The organism is Streptomyces sp. NPDC090025 (assembly GCF_044748125.1).
GTDB lineage: Bacteria > Actinomycetota > Actinomycetes > Streptomycetales > Streptomycetaceae > Streptomyces.
This window is the reverse complement of sequence record NZ_JBIVFL010000020.1, coordinates 1-16,403: the sequence shown is the minus strand read 5'-3', so window position 1 is coordinate 16,403 and position 16,403 is coordinate 1. Positions and strand designations below refer to the sequence as shown.

The 16,403-nt window shown below is 68.8% G+C and carries 12 protein-coding genes and 2 pseudogenes; 10 read left to right on the top strand and 4 right to left on the bottom strand.

Annotation, left to right across the window (positions count from 1 at the left end; genetic code table 11):
• Positions 1-1,678 (bottom strand): annotated as a pseudogene (locus tag ACIPXM_RS32260) (Tn3 family transposase); the annotation flags it as partial.
• A 16-nt stretch (positions 1,679-1,694) separates the two neighbouring features.
• Here ACIPXM_RS32260 and ACIPXM_RS32255 point away from each other — a divergent pair.
• Together ACIPXM_RS32255 and ACIPXM_RS32250 are read left to right on the top strand one after the other, a co-directional pair.
• Positions 1,695-2,174: a hypothetical protein gene (locus ACIPXM_RS32255; protein ID WP_401662869.1), complete on the top strand. Its 480-nt coding sequence runs from the start codon at positions 1,695-1,697 to the stop codon at positions 2,172-2,174.
• A gap of 105 nt (positions 2,175-2,279) precedes the next feature.
• On the top strand, positions 2,280-2,879 hold the full coding sequence (locus ACIPXM_RS32250) for an SMI1/KNR4 family protein (RefSeq protein ID WP_401662867.1): 600 nt from the start codon (positions 2,280-2,282) through the stop codon (positions 2,877-2,879).
• 79 nt (positions 2,880-2,958) lie between these two features.
• Here ACIPXM_RS32250 and ACIPXM_RS32245 read toward each other — a convergent pair.
• Positions 2,959-3,375: pseudogene (locus ACIPXM_RS32245) on the bottom strand (transposase); the annotation flags it as partial.
• Between the two features lie 230 nt (positions 3,376-3,605).
• Here ACIPXM_RS32245 and ACIPXM_RS32240 point away from each other — a divergent pair.
• Complete coding sequence (locus tag ACIPXM_RS32240; RefSeq protein WP_401662865.1) at positions 3,606-4,508, top strand: glutamate ligase domain-containing protein; 903 nt, start codon at positions 3,606-3,608, stop codon at positions 4,506-4,508.
• Positions 4,509-4,525: 17 nt separating this feature from the next.
• On the opposite strand, the gene ACIPXM_RS32235 is transcribed toward ACIPXM_RS32240, so the two are convergent.
• Both ACIPXM_RS32235 and ACIPXM_RS32230 read right to left on the bottom strand, forming a co-directional pair.
• Positions 4,526-6,256, bottom strand: a complete 1,731-nt coding sequence (locus ACIPXM_RS32235; RefSeq protein WP_401662863.1) for an acyl-CoA dehydrogenase — start codon at positions 6,254-6,256, stop codon at positions 4,526-4,528.
• Positions 6,257-6,395: 139 nt separating this feature from the next.
• Positions 6,396-7,154 (bottom strand): enoyl-CoA hydratase/isomerase family protein, encoded by a 759-nt coding sequence (locus ACIPXM_RS32230; RefSeq protein WP_401662861.1) that lies wholly within the window; start codon positions 7,152-7,154, stop codon positions 6,396-6,398.
• Between the two features lie 275 nt (positions 7,155-7,429).
• Between ACIPXM_RS32230 and ACIPXM_RS32225 the strand changes: the two genes are divergently transcribed.
• The 7 genes from ACIPXM_RS32225 (at position 7,430) to ACIPXM_RS32195 (ending at position 15,263) form a co-directional block, all read left to right on the top strand.
• Positions 7,430-7,831 (top strand): hypothetical protein, encoded by a 402-nt coding sequence (locus tag ACIPXM_RS32225; protein WP_401662859.1) that lies wholly within the window; start codon positions 7,430-7,432, stop codon positions 7,829-7,831.
• Between the two features lie 429 nt (positions 7,832-8,260).
• A complete protein-coding gene (locus ACIPXM_RS32220; RefSeq protein ID WP_401662857.1) occupies positions 8,261-9,430 on the top strand; it encodes an alpha/beta hydrolase family protein in 1,170 nt (389 codons plus the stop codon).
• 60 nt (positions 9,431-9,490) lie between these two features.
• Positions 9,491-10,246, top strand: coding sequence for a DUF998 domain-containing protein (locus tag ACIPXM_RS32215; RefSeq protein ID WP_401662855.1), 756 nt, complete (start codon positions 9,491-9,493; stop codon positions 10,244-10,246).
• A 24-nt stretch (positions 10,247-10,270) separates the two neighbouring features.
• Positions 10,271-11,434, top strand: a complete 1,164-nt coding sequence (locus ACIPXM_RS32210) for a PucR family transcriptional regulator (protein WP_401662853.1) — start codon at positions 10,271-10,273, stop codon at positions 11,432-11,434.
• Between the two features lie 251 nt (positions 11,435-11,685).
• Positions 11,686-12,960, top strand: coding sequence for an AAA family ATPase (locus ACIPXM_RS32205; RefSeq protein WP_401662851.1), 1,275 nt, complete (start codon positions 11,686-11,688; stop codon positions 12,958-12,960).
• Positions 12,961-13,107: 147 nt separating this feature from the next.
• A complete protein-coding gene (locus tag ACIPXM_RS32200) occupies positions 13,108-14,682 on the top strand; it encodes a Mu transposase C-terminal domain-containing protein (RefSeq protein ID WP_401663126.1) in 1,575 nt (524 codons plus the stop codon).
• The gene (locus ACIPXM_RS32195; protein ID WP_401662849.1) at positions 14,679-15,263 is read left to right on the top strand and encodes an AAA family ATPase; all 585 of its coding nucleotides are present in this window, start codon (positions 14,679-14,681) and stop codon (positions 15,261-15,263) included. Before ACIPXM_RS32200 ends, ACIPXM_RS32195 begins: the two co-directional genes overlap by 4 nt.
• The last annotated feature ends 1,140 nt before the right edge of the window (positions 15,264-16,403 follow it).

The window sequence follows — 16,403 nt, the reverse complement described above, 5'->3', positions numbered from 1 at the left end:
TCACTCCTCGTCTTCGCCGTCCTCGACGGCGTCCGGGTCCCGGAACGGGCGCAGGCCCTGGCCGGGGCCGCTGGCCTTGATGTTGAACAGGCAGCGGCCCAGGAAGTCGATGTGCCGGTCCTTGAACGGGGAGAGGCGGGCGACGTCCTCGTCCTTGATGTCGTGGCCCTCGGCGCGGAGCCGGGCGACGGCGGCGTCGAGGTAGCGGGAGTTCCACAGGACGACGGCGTTGAGGACCAGGCCGAGGGCTGCGAGCTGGTCTTCCTGGCCCTCGCGGTACGCCTGGCGGATCTGGCCGCGGCCGCCGTGGCAGATCGCACGGGCGAGGCGGTGGCGGGACTCCTGCACCGTGAGCTGCCGGTTCATCAGCCGGCGGTAGGTGTCGTCGACCGGGTCGACCAGGGCGAGCAGGTGCATGGTCTTGTCGATCCGGCCGTACTCGGCGAACGCGGCGCCGAGCGGGGTCGGGTGGCCCTCACGGCCAAACATGCGCAGCAGGTCGTAGGCCCGGACCTGGTTCGTGATGAGCGACCCGGCGACGCGGAGCATGTCCGGCCAGTGCGTGACGATCCGCCCCAGGTTCACCTTGTTGCACGCGACGTCCTCCAGCGGCCCGTACCCGGCGGCCGGCGCCTCGCTGTCGGACAGGTCGGCCCGCCAGAACCTCTGGTCCGCAAGGTCGCGGAAGCGCGGGGCGAAGCGGAAGCCGAGCATCTTGTACAGGCCGAAGGCCATGTCGGAGTACGAGGCGTTGTCGGTCGCGACCATCTCGGGCTTCACTCCGCCGTCGAGGTTCAGCAGGGTGTCCAGGGTGTAGAGGCTGTCGCACGGGGTGCCGCGTACGACCATCGCGCCGATCCCCGCGACCTGGTCATTGACGGCATTGAGCCAGGTCACGCCCCTTATATACCCACAATATTTTGGTGAGGGCCCGGTGTTGATGCTCTTGACGGGGACGACGAACCGCAGGCCGTCGACGGAGGCGAGCAGGCCGCCGCCCCACATCTGGGCGAGCTCGATGCGGGACTGGGCGGTGACGAGCGCGGCGTTCGCCGCGGCGGTGGTGTCGGCGCGCAGGTAGTCCTGGTCGACATGGGACAGGCGCGAGCGGGTCAGTGCCTTGTTCTCCGGGTCGATGACCGGTGTCAGGCCGATGTTGCAGCTCTCCGCCATCAGCAGCGCGACCAGGCCCTCCATGCGGGTGCGCCGCTCGGAGACGTGGCCGAAGGCCGAGGAACCCGGTCCAGGAGTGGACCTCGAACAGCAGGTCCGGCAGGTCGATCCTCGGGAGCATCGCCTCCGTGGTGGCCTTGAGCCAGGTCAGCGACTCCGGTTCGCCCACCGCGCCGAGCTTGTCCACCGACAGGCGGGCCGGTCCGCCGCCCTCGGGGACGACGATCTCCACCTTCGCCTCGTTGCCGGCCTCCTCCAGGCGGTCGGCCATCTGCCGCCACGCCGCGTCCAGCCCCCTCACGAGCCGGGCCAGGTGCTCGTCGGCGTCCTCGGTCAGGGACAGGCCCGCGAGCACGTCCGCGCGCATCGCCTCCCACCGCGGACCGTCCAGCAGCGGGGCGCGCGGGTCCGCCCACCGGTTCGACGGGGCGGCGAACACGGCGTGCCGGTTCAGGGCGCGGTGCAGCTGCTCCAGGACGCACACCACGTACGCGTCGCGGTCGACCGCGCCCTGCGGCAGCTTGGCGTTGGAGAACAACTGCTCCAACCTCCTCGCCCCACTCGTACACCCGCTGTTCGACCGCCCCGCAGATCTGCTGCACCTCCTGGACCACCCCCTCACCGTTCCCCATCACGGCCACGAGGAGTTCCAGCACTACTGGCGCGCCTACGCCCTCGCCAGTCTCGGCCGCGCCGAGGAGGCGATCGCCGTGTTCGAGGTCCACCCGGACCCGATTTTCGACCCCCGTATCGTCCGAGTCGAGCTCCTCACTACCGCTGGCCACCTCGACACAGCTGCCGCCGAGTTGCGTACCCTCGGCACCATCGAGGCACGTGAGGCACTGTTCGACGTCCTGGTCCTGCAAGGCCAGGCAGCACAGGCCGTCGCGGTCCACCCCACCGCAGCTGAGCAACGCGCCGCCAAACAGCAGGCCGTAGACGGCCAAACTCACTCGGCCCCTGCTCACGAGAACGGATACTCTCTCGGGCCACCGTTCTAGGGCCTGTTGGGAAAGTGCCGGCCACAGCCGACGACGTCTGGCTCCGCCGCGCTGGTTGTCAGTGCATTCTCGTAAGCTCGCGGCGACCTGATCGAAGGGATTGCCATGGAAGACCCGACGGGCATCGCAGAGCTGGCCAAGATCCTTCCTCCAGTTCTTGGCGCTGACGAGGAGATCGACTGGGTGGCCGCGGAAGCGCGGTGGGACACGCGGCTCCCGCGGGACTACATGGCCTTCATGTCCGTGTGGGGTGCTGGCTCGTTCGAGGAAGTCTGCATTCTCATGCCCCTGCCGAAGGAGTACATCCAGTGGGATCCCGGGACCTTCGAGGAGGAGACGGAGAACGCTCGCTACACCTGGGAGATGCTGGACGGCCAGAAAGGCCTCGACATCAACCCGGACCACATCCTCGCCTGGGGTGTCACCTCCGGCGCAGACATCCTGTGCTGGCTGACCACCGACCCCGACCCTGACCAGTGGCCGGTTCTGGTCTGCGGCCGCCACACTCGTGACGACTTCACCCTGTTCCCCTGCGGCATGGTCGAATTCCTCCGCAAGCTGCTCCTGGACGAGTTCGACCCTTATCCGATCAGCATCGATATCCGCGACGCATCGCCGCGCTACGTGCACTGGCTCGAGCAGCAACGTCGCTGGAAGGCCGGTCTGGACCAGTACTCCGGTGAGCCATGGCTCGCCAACCAGTAGGAGTGGTCGCGGCCCTGCTGGTCACAGCCACTCGTTGATGGCTGCGACCGGCACGGTCGCGTGATATCGGACGGGCGAGCTTGTCGTACCTCGTGGCGATCGTACGGTGGCGCTTCAGGCGGTTCATCCCGCACTCGACGGCGTGGCGCTCCTTGTAGTCGTCCTTGTCGCACTTCGGCGGGCGGCCGCCCCGGAAACCGAGCTTCTTGCGGTTGTGAACCTGGTCGGCCTTCTCCGGGATGGTGCACCGCACACCTCGTCTGCGCAGGTGGATGCGGTTCGCGCGGGAGCCGTACACCTTGTCCGCGCGGACCTTGTCCGGTTTCTTGCGTGGTCGGCCCGGTCCGGTTCGGGGCACCCGGATACCGTCCAGGACCAGCTGGAACTGGGGGCTGTCATGTCGCTGGCCGGCGGTGACGAGCAGGGACAGTGGCTTCTGCCCCTGCTCGACCGCCAGATGCAGCTTGGTGGTCAAGCCGCCGCGCGAGCGCCCGAGACCTTGATCGCCGGGCTCGGTGTCGATGCCCCCAGGAGGCTCCTTCTGCAGGTCCCCCCTTTACGCGCCCCGGCAGCGTGCTGGTGGGCCCGGGCGATTGTGGAGTCCACGCCGACGTCCCACGTGATCAGACCTTTCGCGTCAGCTTCGGCCTGCAGCTGCTCGAAGATCCGGGCCCGAAAACCCCTCGTCGGCCGTCGGCTCCACTTCATCGGGATCGGGGGTGCGGCATGTCCGGACTGGCCCTCGTGGCCCGGGAATTGGGCGCTCACGTCACCGGAAGCGATGCCAGGAAGATCATCTACACCGCCTCCCTGGAGCGCAGCGGCGTGAGCGAGGTGAGCATCGGCCACGACGTCCCGCACGTGCCGGATGCCCCGGCCGAGGTGGTGTTCTCCAGCGCGATCCGTCCGGAGAACGTCGAGCGTGCCGAAGCCCGCCGCAAGGGCCTGGGCGAGGTGCACCGCTCGGGGCTGCTGACCGAGTTCACCGCCCTGCACGAGACGGTCGCGGTGTTCGTGTCGGAGATGACCGTCGTACGGCCGGAGTTCGTCGACGGTGAGCCGATGCGATTCCGCCTCTACGGCGAGACCTATGAGGTCGACCAGCCGGGCGAACACCAGCTCCACAACGCCGCCCTCGTCGTCGAGGTCGCCCGCGCACGCGGCTGCGCCCCGGAGGACATCCGGGCGGCTCTGGTGTCGTTCCCGGGCCTGGCGCGCCGGTTCGAACTGCGTGGCCGCACCGCCGCCGGGGCGCGGGTGTACGACGACTACGCCCACCACTCCGTCGAGGTGACCGCTGCCCTGGCCGCCGCCCGCCAGGTAGCCGGTACCGGCCGGGTTCTGGCGGTGTTCCAGCCGCATCTGTTCTCCCGTACCCAGCAGTTCCAGACCGAGTTCCTCGACGCGCTCGCCGCTGCCGGCCTCGCGTGGGTGGAGCCGGTCTACCCGGCCCGGGAGAACCCCGAGGAGTGGACGCACGTCGCCGAGCAGCTCGCCGCCGACGTCACCGGCCGGGTTCCGCAGACACAGATGTCTCCGGGCCGGGCGGACCTCGCCCGGCTGCAGCCGTGGCGCCGGGATGTCCGGCTGCCGGGCGGTGCCGTGCCCGTGCAGTCCTGGTGCGGCTGATCCAGGCCGCATGCCGGTCACGGGCGCATCTCGTAGGCTCCGGCCAGTGACGCGACGAGACTCGCGACGTGCTCGTCGCGTTCCTTGTCCCAGAGGGGCCGGCGAATGGCCGCCATCGCCCATGCCTGCTCGGTCTCGTCGGTCGACGGGAAGCTGTGGAACTCCACCAGCCGGCCGGAGTAGTCCTTCACCAGGAGGCCGAAGACGCCGTCGACCACTCGGGCATCCGCACCGAGGAGCGATGCCTGCTCAAGGATGAGTTGGCCGTAGACGACCAGCGTGAACAGCGGACCGACCGCGAGCGAGAACTCGACGTCGCTGCCCATCTTGGCCGCCGTCCCCCCGTTCCCGGAGACCAGGACTGCCAGTTGTTCCGCCTGTTCCCGGAACAGACGGACGTTCGGCAGGTGATCGAAGCCGTGGAAGGCGGTACGCCAGTCGGGGAACCGCACGTCCCCGAGACTGCCCGTTCCCGCCTGCCGGAGGATGTAGCTGTCGTCAGACGGTGCTGCGGTCAGGTCGGGTACGGGAGCCAGCTGCGCGTCACCCGTGAAGTACGCCTGGATGAATTTCAGCACGAGGAGGGTGTTGACATGGACCGTACCCTCCAGCCGCGGCAGGCCCGGCAGGTCGCGCGCCACCCAGTTGAAGTGGGTGGCGGCCTCGAATCCCTTGGCGGCGATCACGTCCCACAGCAGGGACATGACGCGCTCCGCCTCGGTGGTGACGTGCACCTTGCTCAGTGCGGTGAACAGGATGTAGCGCCGGTCACCGGCGTGTGCGGCGCGGATGTAGTGGGCCGTGCGGCCGGTGAACATCTTCATCGCGACAAGCCGGAGGTAGGACTCGCCAAAGAGACGCTTGACGTGGGGGAACGCGGTCACGCTCCGACCGTAGAGCCGACGGTGGTGGGCGTGGTTGAGGGATTCGTGGAAGGCGTGTTCGCAGGCGCCGAGGCCCGCTCCGGACAGGTTGAACTTGCCGATGTTCACCGAGTTCAGGGCGGCTTCGAACGCCGCGCGGCCGGTGTGCAGGATGTCCCGCGGCCGGACCTCGTAGTCCGTGAGCTCGATCTCACCCACGTAGAGATGCTGGTTGGCGACGTTGCGGACGGCCCGGTACCCGCTCCGCCGGCTGTCGGCGGTGAAACACATGTAGCCGTCCACTCCGTCGGCGTCGGTGCGTCGGCCGAACACGGTCACCAGTGCGGCAACGTTGCCGTTGCCGATGTAGTACTTCGTGCCATTGGCGACGAAGGCGCCGTCGGCGGTGGGTTCCAGGAGCATGTCGGTGGAGTAGATGTCCGCGCCGTGCTCCTTCTCGGAGAGGGCGAACGCGGCGGAGTGCCCTTGCTTGAGGAGTTCGACCGCCCGCTTGCGGGCGTCGGTGTTGGAGCTGCTCCAGAACGGGAGGAGTCCGAGAACGGAGACGTGCCAGGTGTACCAGCCGTTGATGCCGTAGAAGCCGAGCAGTTCGTTGAACGCCGCGTTACGGGCCGTGTCCCAGCGCTGCTCGCCGGCACTGTCCTCGGCCGGTATCAGACAGGACGAGTACAGTCCCGCCTCGCCGGCGAAGCTGAGGAAGTCTCGGTGCCATCCGGTGTAGTCGTCGACGAGCTGCTTCTTGCCGCGGCTCTCGTACCAGTCGACGAAGGCGTGCATGAGCTGGCGGGTCTCCTCGTCGAAAGGAGATCCGTCGAAGGTCCGCGGGTTGAACAGGTAGGTGTCGGAGGATGCCTTGTCATACATGGAGGGACTCACTCTCGGGGCGGCGCGGAGGCGGTGGATCAGCGGACGGGACGTCACCGTAGTCACTGCCCCGTCCCGGCGCTGCGACCGGATGAGTGACCGAAGCCCTCCCGGACGTTCACCGAACGTGCCCGAACGGTCAGTGTTTCCGTGCCTGCACGGTCATCGCGGAAGCCAGCAGGTCCGGATCGAAGAGGGTTCCGTCGGCGAGACGGGGCGCGAGGGCATAGGAGTTGAGCATGAGTTTGGCGGTCCGCAGCGCTGCCGGGGGGCGGTCGGCGAGCGGCTCGGCCCACCGGGCCACAGCCTCGTCCAGCCGCTCCGACGGGACGACCTTGTGGAGGATCGACAGCTCGTACGCGGTCGCGGCGTCGAACTTGTCGGCCACCAGGACCATTTCACGGACTCTGGCTGCCCCTACCTCGTGGATCAGACGGGGCAGAGCGCCGCCCCAGGCGGGCGGTATGCCGCCCTGGATCTCCGGCAGCCAGAAGCGGCAGTCCTCCGCCCCGACCCTCAGATCGCAGAAGACGGCGAGCGCCAGCCCGGCCCCTATGACCGAACCGTGCAACTGTGCGATGGTCACCAGTCCGGTCGAGGCGAGGGCATCGCACACGCGGCGGCCCTTGACCGCGACGGCGCGCAGCGACGTCCCGGAAGGGTCCTCGTCCAGCAGCGCGGTCAGCTCTTCCCTGTCTCCCCCCGTGCAGAAGTCGCGTCCCGCGCCGGACAGGACGAGCACCCGGACCGCAGGATCGTCGTCTGCCGCGTTCAGCACGGCGAGCAGGTCATCGAGCATCCGGCCCGACAGAACGTTTCCCCTCTCCGGGGTGTTCAGCCGTATGCGCACCACAGGCCCGTCGGCTGTCACGAGGAGGGGCTGCTGATCACTGGTCACGTTCACACACCTTCCGTGTCCGGCAGGAAGCCGTCCCTGCATTGTCCAGGCCCGTCGTGCGTGCACCGCACCCGCCAGGGACGGGCGACAACCGGACGCGGCACCCGCCGACGGCGACCAGGACGACGTACGGCGGGCGGCCGTACGGCGGCACGCCCGCAACAGTGCCTTCGCGGAGGCGGGGAAGGCCATCTCGCTGCTGCTGGCCGACCCTGGGGTGCAGGAGGCACGGGCCCGGGTGGAGGCGGCGGAGACGGAGCTCGGCATGGAGTTGTGTGCCCATCAGGCGCGTGTCGCTGCTCCCCACCGTGCCGTGCGCGGCCTCAGTCACCCGCCGGCCGCACGGCACCGAGGGCGCGGACGGCGTCTTCCCCCACGGCCGGGACCAGGCAGGCATGATGTACGGCCTCACGTTCGCCTGCGTGATCGAGACCGTCGCCCTGTCCTTCCTCCTCGCCCGCTGGCCCGTAGCCCACACCGCTCTCCTGGTCGTCGACGTCTACACCGTCCTGTTCGTCATCGGCCTGCACGCCGCCTCCCGCACCCGGCCGCACACCCTCACCGGCAACACCCTGCGCATCCGGCAGGCCGCCGGCGTCGACCTCCGCCTCCCGCTCGACCGGATCGCCTCCACCGCGAGGCACGTTTCACGCACGAGAAGAAGGACGGCGAGCTGAACCTCCCCATCGGCTCGCAGACGTCCCTCACCCTTGAACTCACCGAGCCGGTCGACGCACCGACATTCCTCGGCGCACCCCGCCTCGTCACCCGGATCAGGCTGCACGCGGACGACCCGAAAACCCTCCACGAGGCCATCACGCGGGCACGAACCACACCCGACCCCACTCTGGAGACCGCCCCGCAGCCCAAGGCCTCGTAACCATCCATGCCAGGCGTGACATGACGATCAGGGCGGGACACGCTTGGTAATTCGTAAGCTGTTCGGATAGTTGCCGCCAGTTGCTACGGGCACCGACAGGTCCGGATTCATTTGTGGAATCCACAAGAATTTTGCCGATCGCGGCGCGTTCGCACCAAAGACCAGTGGCTGTGAGCCTCCTATGCTCGTCACGGAAGACATTCGCAAGAGTTAAGGAACGCCGTCTATGCTCACTCATCCGAAAGCGTCTCTCCTGGCGAAGGCACTGGCCGTGGTGGTGAGCGCCACATTCCTGGCCGGGTGTGGAGCCGGAGGGGGCGGAACGGAAAAGGGTACCGAAAGTCCCGGGACGGGCAGCACGAAGAAGGCGCAGAAGACACAGAAGGCACAGTTCACGCTTCCGGCCCCCACGGGTAAATACGAGGTGGGTACCAAGAGCATCCACTTGGTGGATGAGGGGCGGCAGGATCCATGGAAGCCCGACCGCAAGCGGGAAACCATGATCAACGTCTGGTACCCGGCCAAGGATGCCGACCGTTATCCGCTGCAGCCATGGGTCCCGGCAGGTGCACAAGGAGCCGTCGACATGATGGTGGCCCCCGCCGGGGTGCCCAAGGGAGCCGTGGACTGGGCCGGTGCGAAGACGTCCGGCCACGTCGGCGCACCGCAGCCGGCCGGCAAGTGGCCGGTGGTCCTGTACTCGCCCGGGCTCGGCGGACAGCGCGAGGGCGGGACGGTCCTCGTGCAGGACCTGGCGTCGCACGGATATGTCGTCGTCACCATGGATCACACGTACGAGACCACCGTCGAGTTTCCGGGCGGCCGGGTCGAGACCCCCGTCCACATCCCCAAGGAGCAGTTGGGCAAGGCGGCCGACGCGCGTGTGAGCGATACCCGGTTCGTCCTCGACGAATTGGGCAAGCGCGGGTGGAATCTCGACAAGGTCGGCATGTTCGGTCATTCCTTCGGCGGTTTCACCGCCGCCGAGGCCATGCTCCAAGACAAGCGCATCGACGCCGGCATGAACCTGGACGGCCATTTGTTCACCGAATTCGGGGATGTCGCCAAGCGCGGTCTCGACGGGCCGTTCTTCCTGTACGGCAGGCAGGACAAGACCAAGTCTGGCAAAGTCGTCGACCACTCGCCGTTCACCAGCCTCGACCCGACCTGGGGTCTGTTCTGGAAGAACCAGAAGGCGCCCAAGAAATACGCCGTACTGGCGAATTCGCAGCACCAGAGTTTCACGGACATGCAGGTCATTCTCCCGCAGCTGACCAAGCCGCTCGGGCTGAAGGCCGGCCAGTGGGCCGGTGCCATCGGCACCATCGATCCCCAGGAATCGATCAAGAAGCAGCGGACCACCGTCCTCGACTTCTTCCAGGCCTCCCTCTCCTGACCATTCGGGCCGGCGAGACGTACGAGAAGCGACGGCCGAACACGATCGGAGATTCGGAACATGGTGGATGCGAGCGGCATCCGGTCGATCTCGCGGACGGCGGGAGCGGTCGCGCTGACCGTCGCCGCGGTGCAGTACGTGGTCCTCGAAGCGGTGGCGGCGGCGGCCTGGAAGGATCCGCGGTACTCCTATTCGTACAACTTCATCAGTGACCTGGGTGTGCCCTCCTGCGGGGGAAAGGTCGACGGCCGGACGGTCTGCTCACCGCAGCACGTGGTCATGAACACCGGCTTCGTGCTGCACGGGGTGTTGTTCGTGGTGGCGGCGGTGCTGCTGTACTGCATGCTGCCGGGCCGGCTGCGCTGGGTCTGCCTGGCCCTGGCGGTCGTCCACGGCGTCGGCATCGCGCTGGTGGGGCTGGTGCACGGCTCCCCGGAGGCGGTCGCGGACGGGACGATGACCTGGCACATCCTGGGCGCGATGATGGCGATCTTCGGGGGCAATCTTGTCTGGATCGTGGTGGGGACCCATCTCCTCCGCAGCGGACCCGGCAGCGGACCCGGACGATGGCTGGGCACCACCCTGATCGCGCTCGGCGTCTTCGCGCTGGTCTGCGCGCTGCTGCTGCAGACCGTCATGAACGGGAATGACTCGGCGGCCGTGTTCGAGCGTGCCGCGGTCTACCCGATCATGGCCGCGGAGTTCGTCGTCGGGGTGACGCTGCTGGCTCTCCGTCGGCTGGGAGCGCCCCGTTCCGCCGAGTCCGCATCGGCCGACGCCGGCCGGTCCACCATCACACTGGGTGAACAGGCTTGACAGGGGTTCGTTGTCGATTCCACGATGGCGCGCGTGACAGCGTCAAACCGACGGCCGGAAAGCGATGCGCTTCGCGAACTGTGTGAGTCGCTGCAGTCGCGGGTCGGGACTATAAGCGACGAGATCACCGATCACGTCCGACGCGAGATCCCCTCGTACGCGGCGCTGCCGCTGCCCGAGCACCGCAAGACGGTGCGTGCGCAGTTCCGGGCCTTGCTGCGGGGTCTCGCGCTCGGCGTGGAACCGACGGCCGAGCAGCTCCTGGCGGTGCAGTCCGCGGCGCGCAGACGCGCTTATCACGGCCTGCCCGTCTACGACGTACTCGCCGCGTTCCACATCGTCGCCCGCCGGCTCTGGGACGACCTGCGTACGGCCGCGCGGGCGACGGCGGCCGAGGCCACCGTGATCGACCTGGTCGCGCCGCTGTGGTTGTGGATCGAGTCGATGAGCGGTGTCGTCGCGGACGCCTACGCCGACGGGGCCGGTGCCCGCTACGGACGGGAAGCCGGGCTGCGGCAGCGTTTCCTGGAACTGCTCCGGTCCGGCGGGACCGCCCGCGAGCAGACCGCGGAGATCGCCCGCGAACTCGGCTTCGATCCCGACGGCGACTTCCGTGCCGTGTGCACGCCGGCCGGGGTGTGGGCCGTACAGGGACGCCTCGACCTGCTGCAGCGTGCGGCACGGCAGGCCACGGGGACGGTTTCGTGCGGACTGCGGGGCCAGCTGATGATCGCCGTCATCCAGCGGGCCGGCCCGGCCGACCTCGTCCCACGCGTGATCAACCTGGGTGGCGAGGACGTCCGCGTGGGCGTCGGCCTGGACCGGGTCGGCCTGGCCGGTGCCGAGATGAGCATCGGTGACGCCGAGCGCGCCCTGGCCGTCGCCGATCGCGAGGGCAGGGCCACGTCGTTCGAGGACGTCTGGCTGCGGGCCGGTCTCATGGACAGCCGTGACCGCTTGCAGCCGTTGTTCACCGCGGTCCGCGGGATCGCTGCCGAGCAGCCGCAGTTGGCGCAGACTGTGATCGCCTTCGCCGAGTCCGGGTTGACGTTGGTCAACGCGGCCGACGCACTGGGCGTCCATCCCAACACCGTGGCCTACCGGCTCGGCCAGTGGCACAAGCTCACCGGGGCCGATCCGCGGACGTTCGACGGACTCGTCCGGTCGGTCATCGGCATCACCGGCTGAGGAGAGATTGGGGTGTGAGTGGGTGGGGTGGTGGCAGCGGTTGGGCGTCAGCGGGTATGCGGGGGCTCGTTGCGTTGAGGGCCTTGTGTAGCTGGGGGTCTTCTTGGCATCGGTCGTCTTGGGCTGGTGATCTTGGCTGTCATTGAGTGACCAAGTGGCTGCCACGTGGTGGCTAGCACGGCGATGGATGGCTGTCATGGGTTTGCCCATTCCTGTGTTCGTTGTCGTGGTCGCCGGGTGTGCTGGTGGGTATGGGTGAGGCTGGCGGGTTGGCGCGGGGTGTGGTGGTGCGTCGGTTGTTGGCGGTGGACCAGGGGCCTGGGTCGGTGTCGTCTCTGCATGTGCGGGTGATGGCGGAGGCTGCCGGGGTGACGGTTCGGACGGTGTGGCGATGGTTGTCCGAGGCGCGGGAGGGCCGCCTGGAGCCTGTGCCGCGGCAGGACGGTTTCATGCTGGATGACGAGCAGTGGTCGACCCTGACCGAGGTGGGTGGGAACGTCGCAGCGTTGCACAGGCGCCTGACGGCCGAGGGTTCGTCCTCGCCGGGCAGTGTGCCGTCCCTGGGAACGCTGCATCGTGTGGTGCGCCGGGATCTGCAGTCGGGTCGGGTGCTGGAGGTGGCGAGGCCGTCCCGGAAGCGGGTCGAGGCCGGCCGCTATGACCGGGTCCTCGCCGAGCTGAAGCTTGAGCGGGCGGGTGAGGGCCTGCCGGTGGTCGACGCGGAACTGGCGACCCCACCGGAGCCCGGGACGGGCGAGGACAGGGAGGGGAGCGCAGGTCCGTCGCGGGGTGGGGTGCGGTTGTTCGTGCCGGGGGCCCGGGTGGTGTCGACAGCCCAGGTGGCTGCCATGGTGGAAGCAGTGGGACACACGGTGGCGGCGCGGGGGATGGTGTGTGTGTTCGGGGATCCGGGGGTGGGGAAGACGGTGGCGGTGCAGCAGGCGTTGCATCTGCTGCCTGATCGGGTTCCGGTCTGGCGGGCGGTCGCCGCCGTGAAGTCGGGCCTGCCTCAGATGCGGGCGTCGTTGCTGGAGGCGCTGGGACTGGCAGCGGGTTCTCTCTCGCGCCGTGCGCAGCCGGCCGACCGTGCCCTGGGGGAGGCGCTACGCCGCCCCGGGGTGCTGTTCCTCGACGATGCGCAGCGCTTGTCTCCGCCCCTGTTGGACTACCTGCGGCTGTTGTGGGACGAGCCGGGCACAGCGGCGGCGCTGCTGTTGTGCGGGGCGGGTGTGGAGCGGGTGATCGCGAGGGCGCCGGCGTTGAGGTCGCGGGTGCTGACCTGGCACCAGGTCCCCGGCCTGGACCAGGAGAGGCTCGCAGAGACGCTGGCGATGTTCCACGACGTGTGGGAGGGCGCCGATCCGGCGGACGTGGGATGGGCGGACGCGACGGTGGCGCGCGGCAACTTCCGCACCTGGGCAAAGATCACCTCCCACGTCTACGCCCTGACCAAGCGGGGCCAGGACATACAGGTGGACCGTGCGCTGATGGAACAGGCCTGCGCGCGTCTCGGCCCCTACCCGTAGAGGCCGGCGTGGTGGGACCAAGACTGGGCGGCAGGGAGCAGATTCATGATCAGTGCATCCGAGGCAGGAGAGTCGGTACTGCTGCACGCGCGAGAACCGGTACCTGAGCTCCAGGGTCCGGCGCTCGCGGCGTTGCGTGGTCCTGCTGTGCAGCGGTTGTTGCGGCTGCGGGCCCGGGGTCGGCTGTCGCGGGGGCATGTGCGTCTTGCGGGGGAGTGTCTGGGGGTGTCGGAGCGGACGGTGTGGCGGTGGCTCGCGCACGCCCAAGCCGATCTAGGCGCAAGCACTGTTCCGGGTGCCAGGTCGATGGACCGGTTCGAGGTGACGCCGGAGGTACGGGTGCTGCTGGCGTACTGGCGGGGCAACGCGTCCGCAGTCCACCGGCAGCTGGTTGCCCGTGCCAAGTCGGCTGCGGGTGAGCCGGCCATCGCGGTTCCGGGTGGTGCGCCGATGGAGGCGGTGCCGGTGCTGGATCCGGTGCCGTCGTTGTCGACGTTCCTGCGTGCGGTGCGCCGTGACCTGACCGCGGGCGAGCGCGCGGGTCTGGCCCGCGGGCCGGAGGCGGCCCGGGCCCACGACGTGTTCGGGCGCCGCCCAGTGCAGTGGCGGAACGAGACCTGGGAGACCGACCACGTGCAGGCGCCGCTCGTGGTCGATGCGGACGGGGAGCTGGTGCGCCCATGGGTGACCTGGTTCATCGACGTCGCGACCAAGACCATTACCGGCACCGCGGTCACCCCCGGCCAGCCGTCCCGGGCCTCGATCCTGGCCGCTTTGCGCGCTGCCGTGCTGCGCACCGGCCCGTACGGGCCCGCGGGCGGCATCCCTGAGCATGTTCGGGTCGATCGTGGCCGGGACTTCCTGTCGAGGACGGTCCTGGCCGCCTTCACCGACCTGAAGACCAAGTGCGAGGATCTGCCTGCCTACAGCCCCCATCTGAAGGGCACGGTGGAGAACCTCAACCGGTGCGCGGACCGCATGCTCTTCGCTGTCCTGCCCGGCTACACGCTCACTCCGAAGCCCCGACGCACCAAGAAGCCCGATGCCGACGAGCCGATGCCGCTGACGTTCGCCGAGTTCACCGCCGAAGTCCTCGACTGGGCGCGATGGTGGAACACCGAGCACTGTCCCGCCGGCTTGAACGGCCGGACCCCCGTCGAGGCCTGGCAGGCCGACCCCACACCGCTCTCGGACGTCCCCGAGGCCGCCTTGTGGGGGCTGATGCTGGAGGACGACGGCCGGGTCCGGAAGCTGACCAGCCACGGCGTGCGCTGGCGCGGCCGGGACTACCTGGGCGCGTGGATGGCCGGCCAGGCAGGTCGCCACGTCCGGATCCGGCACATGCCGCACCACGATCACGAGATCGAGGTCTGCGACCCGGCCGGACGCCACCTGGGCACCGCCCACCTCGCCGACGCCGCCACCCCACAACAGCTCGACGAGCTGCGCCGCACCCGCACCGTACGGGCCCGCCGCGTGCGCGAGGACGCCAAGAAGGCAGAGGCCCTGCGCCGCCAGCGCTTCGCCCCGGCCACCACGCCCACGCCCGCCCTGCGCCTGGGCGCTCTCACGGCAGCCGAAGCCGCCCGGGAACTCGACGCGAGCATCGACAGCGACATGGCCGCCCTGGCCCTGCCGGACCTCATCCCGCCCTCCCCGCCGCCCGACGACTGGAACACCCCGGCCTCCCTGCGCCCCGCCGCCCGTAAGAAGACGCGATGACGAGCCAGCTGCCGCCGAGAGAGACCGACCACTACACCCAGCTCGCGGACGCCGCAGTAGTCACGACCCGGGCGCTCCTGGCCGCGCGGGAGAACATCGCTGACACGATCGACGCCAGGGCGATGATGTGCCTCCACGGCCCGGCAGGCGTCGGCAAGACACTTGCTGTGAATGTCTGTCTGCGCGAGCTGGAGCGGACCCGTGGCGAGGAGGTTTGCCGGATCGCCTTCCGCGCCCGCCCCACGGCCCGAGCGGTTCGTCACGAGCTCTTTGTCGCGCTCGGTCTGCCGGGTGAACCTCCGCGTCACCCACCTGAGTTCGATCGGCTGCTCCTGGACTCGCTGGCGGCCCAGCCGCGTACGCTGGTCGTGGACGAAGCTCAATGGCTAAATCGAGAGACGTTCGAATATTTCCGGTACATCTGGGACCATCCGTACTCGCAGATCGCGATCATCTTCGCCGGCGGTGAGGGAGCGCATACCGTGCTGCGGAAGGAACCGATGCTCTCCTCCCGCATCTATATCTGGCAGCACGTCACCAAACTCACCCTGGCCCAAGTTCAGCAGGTCATTCCGCTCTAGCACCCCATCTGGGCTGGGACCGATCCCGCAGACATCACCTTCGCTGACCGGCATGCGGCGCACGGCAACTTCCGGAACTGGGCCCGCCTGACCGCTCACACCCTGACCGCACTCGAACGGACAGGCCGGGACCACCCCGACCAGGAAGTGCTCCGCTGGGCCTTCAGCAAGCTGGGCAGCTGACACCTCCCTGCGGCCTCGGGGTTCACCTTCTCTGCTCACGATCGGTGTCGCCGGTCAGTGAATGTGAGCAGTCGTCAGCCTTCCGGCCTGGGGTTGTGCACTTTGATTGAGCGGTTCAGCGACTGTGCTGGCTCACGGATTCTGCGCAGTGTCCGGGCGCACCAGTTGTTTGACCTGCGGAGTCCTGAGTGTGGGACCCTGCTGTGCGGGTTGGTCGGGTACTGCGCAGTTTCACTGATTACGGCACCGCGGGTGGCTGTCCAGTGGGCCACAGCCGGTGTCCTTCTGGGCAGTGTTCGGTTTTGGGCTGGTGAGGGCGGCTCGCGGGGACAGTGTGATGCGGTGCGAGTGGTGTCACCGGGATGAGTTGAGCTGGACAGGGAGACGTGGTGTAGCACGCAGCGTGATGGCTGCGAGCCTTCCTTGTTGCTGGTCAGGGGCCAGGTGTGGGTGCTTCCGGTCAGGAGGGCGGGGCCCAGTCACTACACAGGAGATACCGTGATGCAGTGTGGGACGTATCCGCTTCACCGGACTCAGGATGCGTCTCGGTCAGGGATATCTGATCCAGGGTCAAGTGGACTGCTGACGCGAATGGCGGGGGGCCCTACATGCCGTCAGTCGAGCCCCCCGCCCTTCCGTTGCCAGCCGGGCCCGCTCGCGGGCCCTCGGCCTGGAGGCGAAAGCCGGAAGGGCGGGGGTGGGAGCGTAAGCGGACACCTCAACAGGCCGAAGGCATGAACCCCGTGAAACGGGGTCACCTCCCGCGCGAACGCGGGAGGCCCGAGGCCCGCAAGCGGGCCCCGCTCGGGTGAAGCGAAGCGGAACCCGAGCCGTCCGCAGCGCAGCGAAGGACCCCGGGCCGAAGGCCCGGTCCTGGCCCGGCGAAGCCGGGCCCCGCCGAGCGCAGCGAGGCGTCTCGCTCCTACGCGCGCAGCGCGTAGGTACCCGCTCCGCGGG

Coding starts and splice junctions, on each gene's coding strand:
- ACIPXM_RS32250 (WP_401662867.1), top strand. CDS start 2,280: ATGGAAGACCCGACGGGCATCGCAGAGCTGGCCAAGATCCTTCCTCCA.
- ACIPXM_RS32240 (WP_401662865.1), top strand. CDS start 3,606: ATGTCCGGACTGGCCCTCGTGGCCCGGGAATTGGGCGCTCACGTCACC.
- ACIPXM_RS32235 (WP_401662863.1), bottom strand. CDS start 6,256: ATGTATGACAAGGCATCCTCCGACACCTACCTGTTCAACCCGCGGACC.
- ACIPXM_RS32220 (WP_401662857.1), top strand. CDS start 8,261: ATGCTCACTCATCCGAAAGCGTCTCTCCTGGCGAAGGCACTGGCCGTG.
- ACIPXM_RS32215 (WP_401662855.1), top strand. CDS start 9,491: ATGGTGGATGCGAGCGGCATCCGGTCGATCTCGCGGACGGCGGGAGCG.
- ACIPXM_RS32210 (WP_401662853.1), top strand. CDS start 10,271: ATGGCGCGCGTGACAGCGTCAAACCGACGGCCGGAAAGCGATGCGCTT.
- ACIPXM_RS32205 (WP_401662851.1), top strand. CDS start 11,686: ATGGGTGAGGCTGGCGGGTTGGCGCGGGGTGTGGTGGTGCGTCGGTTG.
- ACIPXM_RS32195 (WP_401662849.1), top strand. CDS start 14,679: ATGACGAGCCAGCTGCCGCCGAGAGAGACCGACCACTACACCCAGCTC.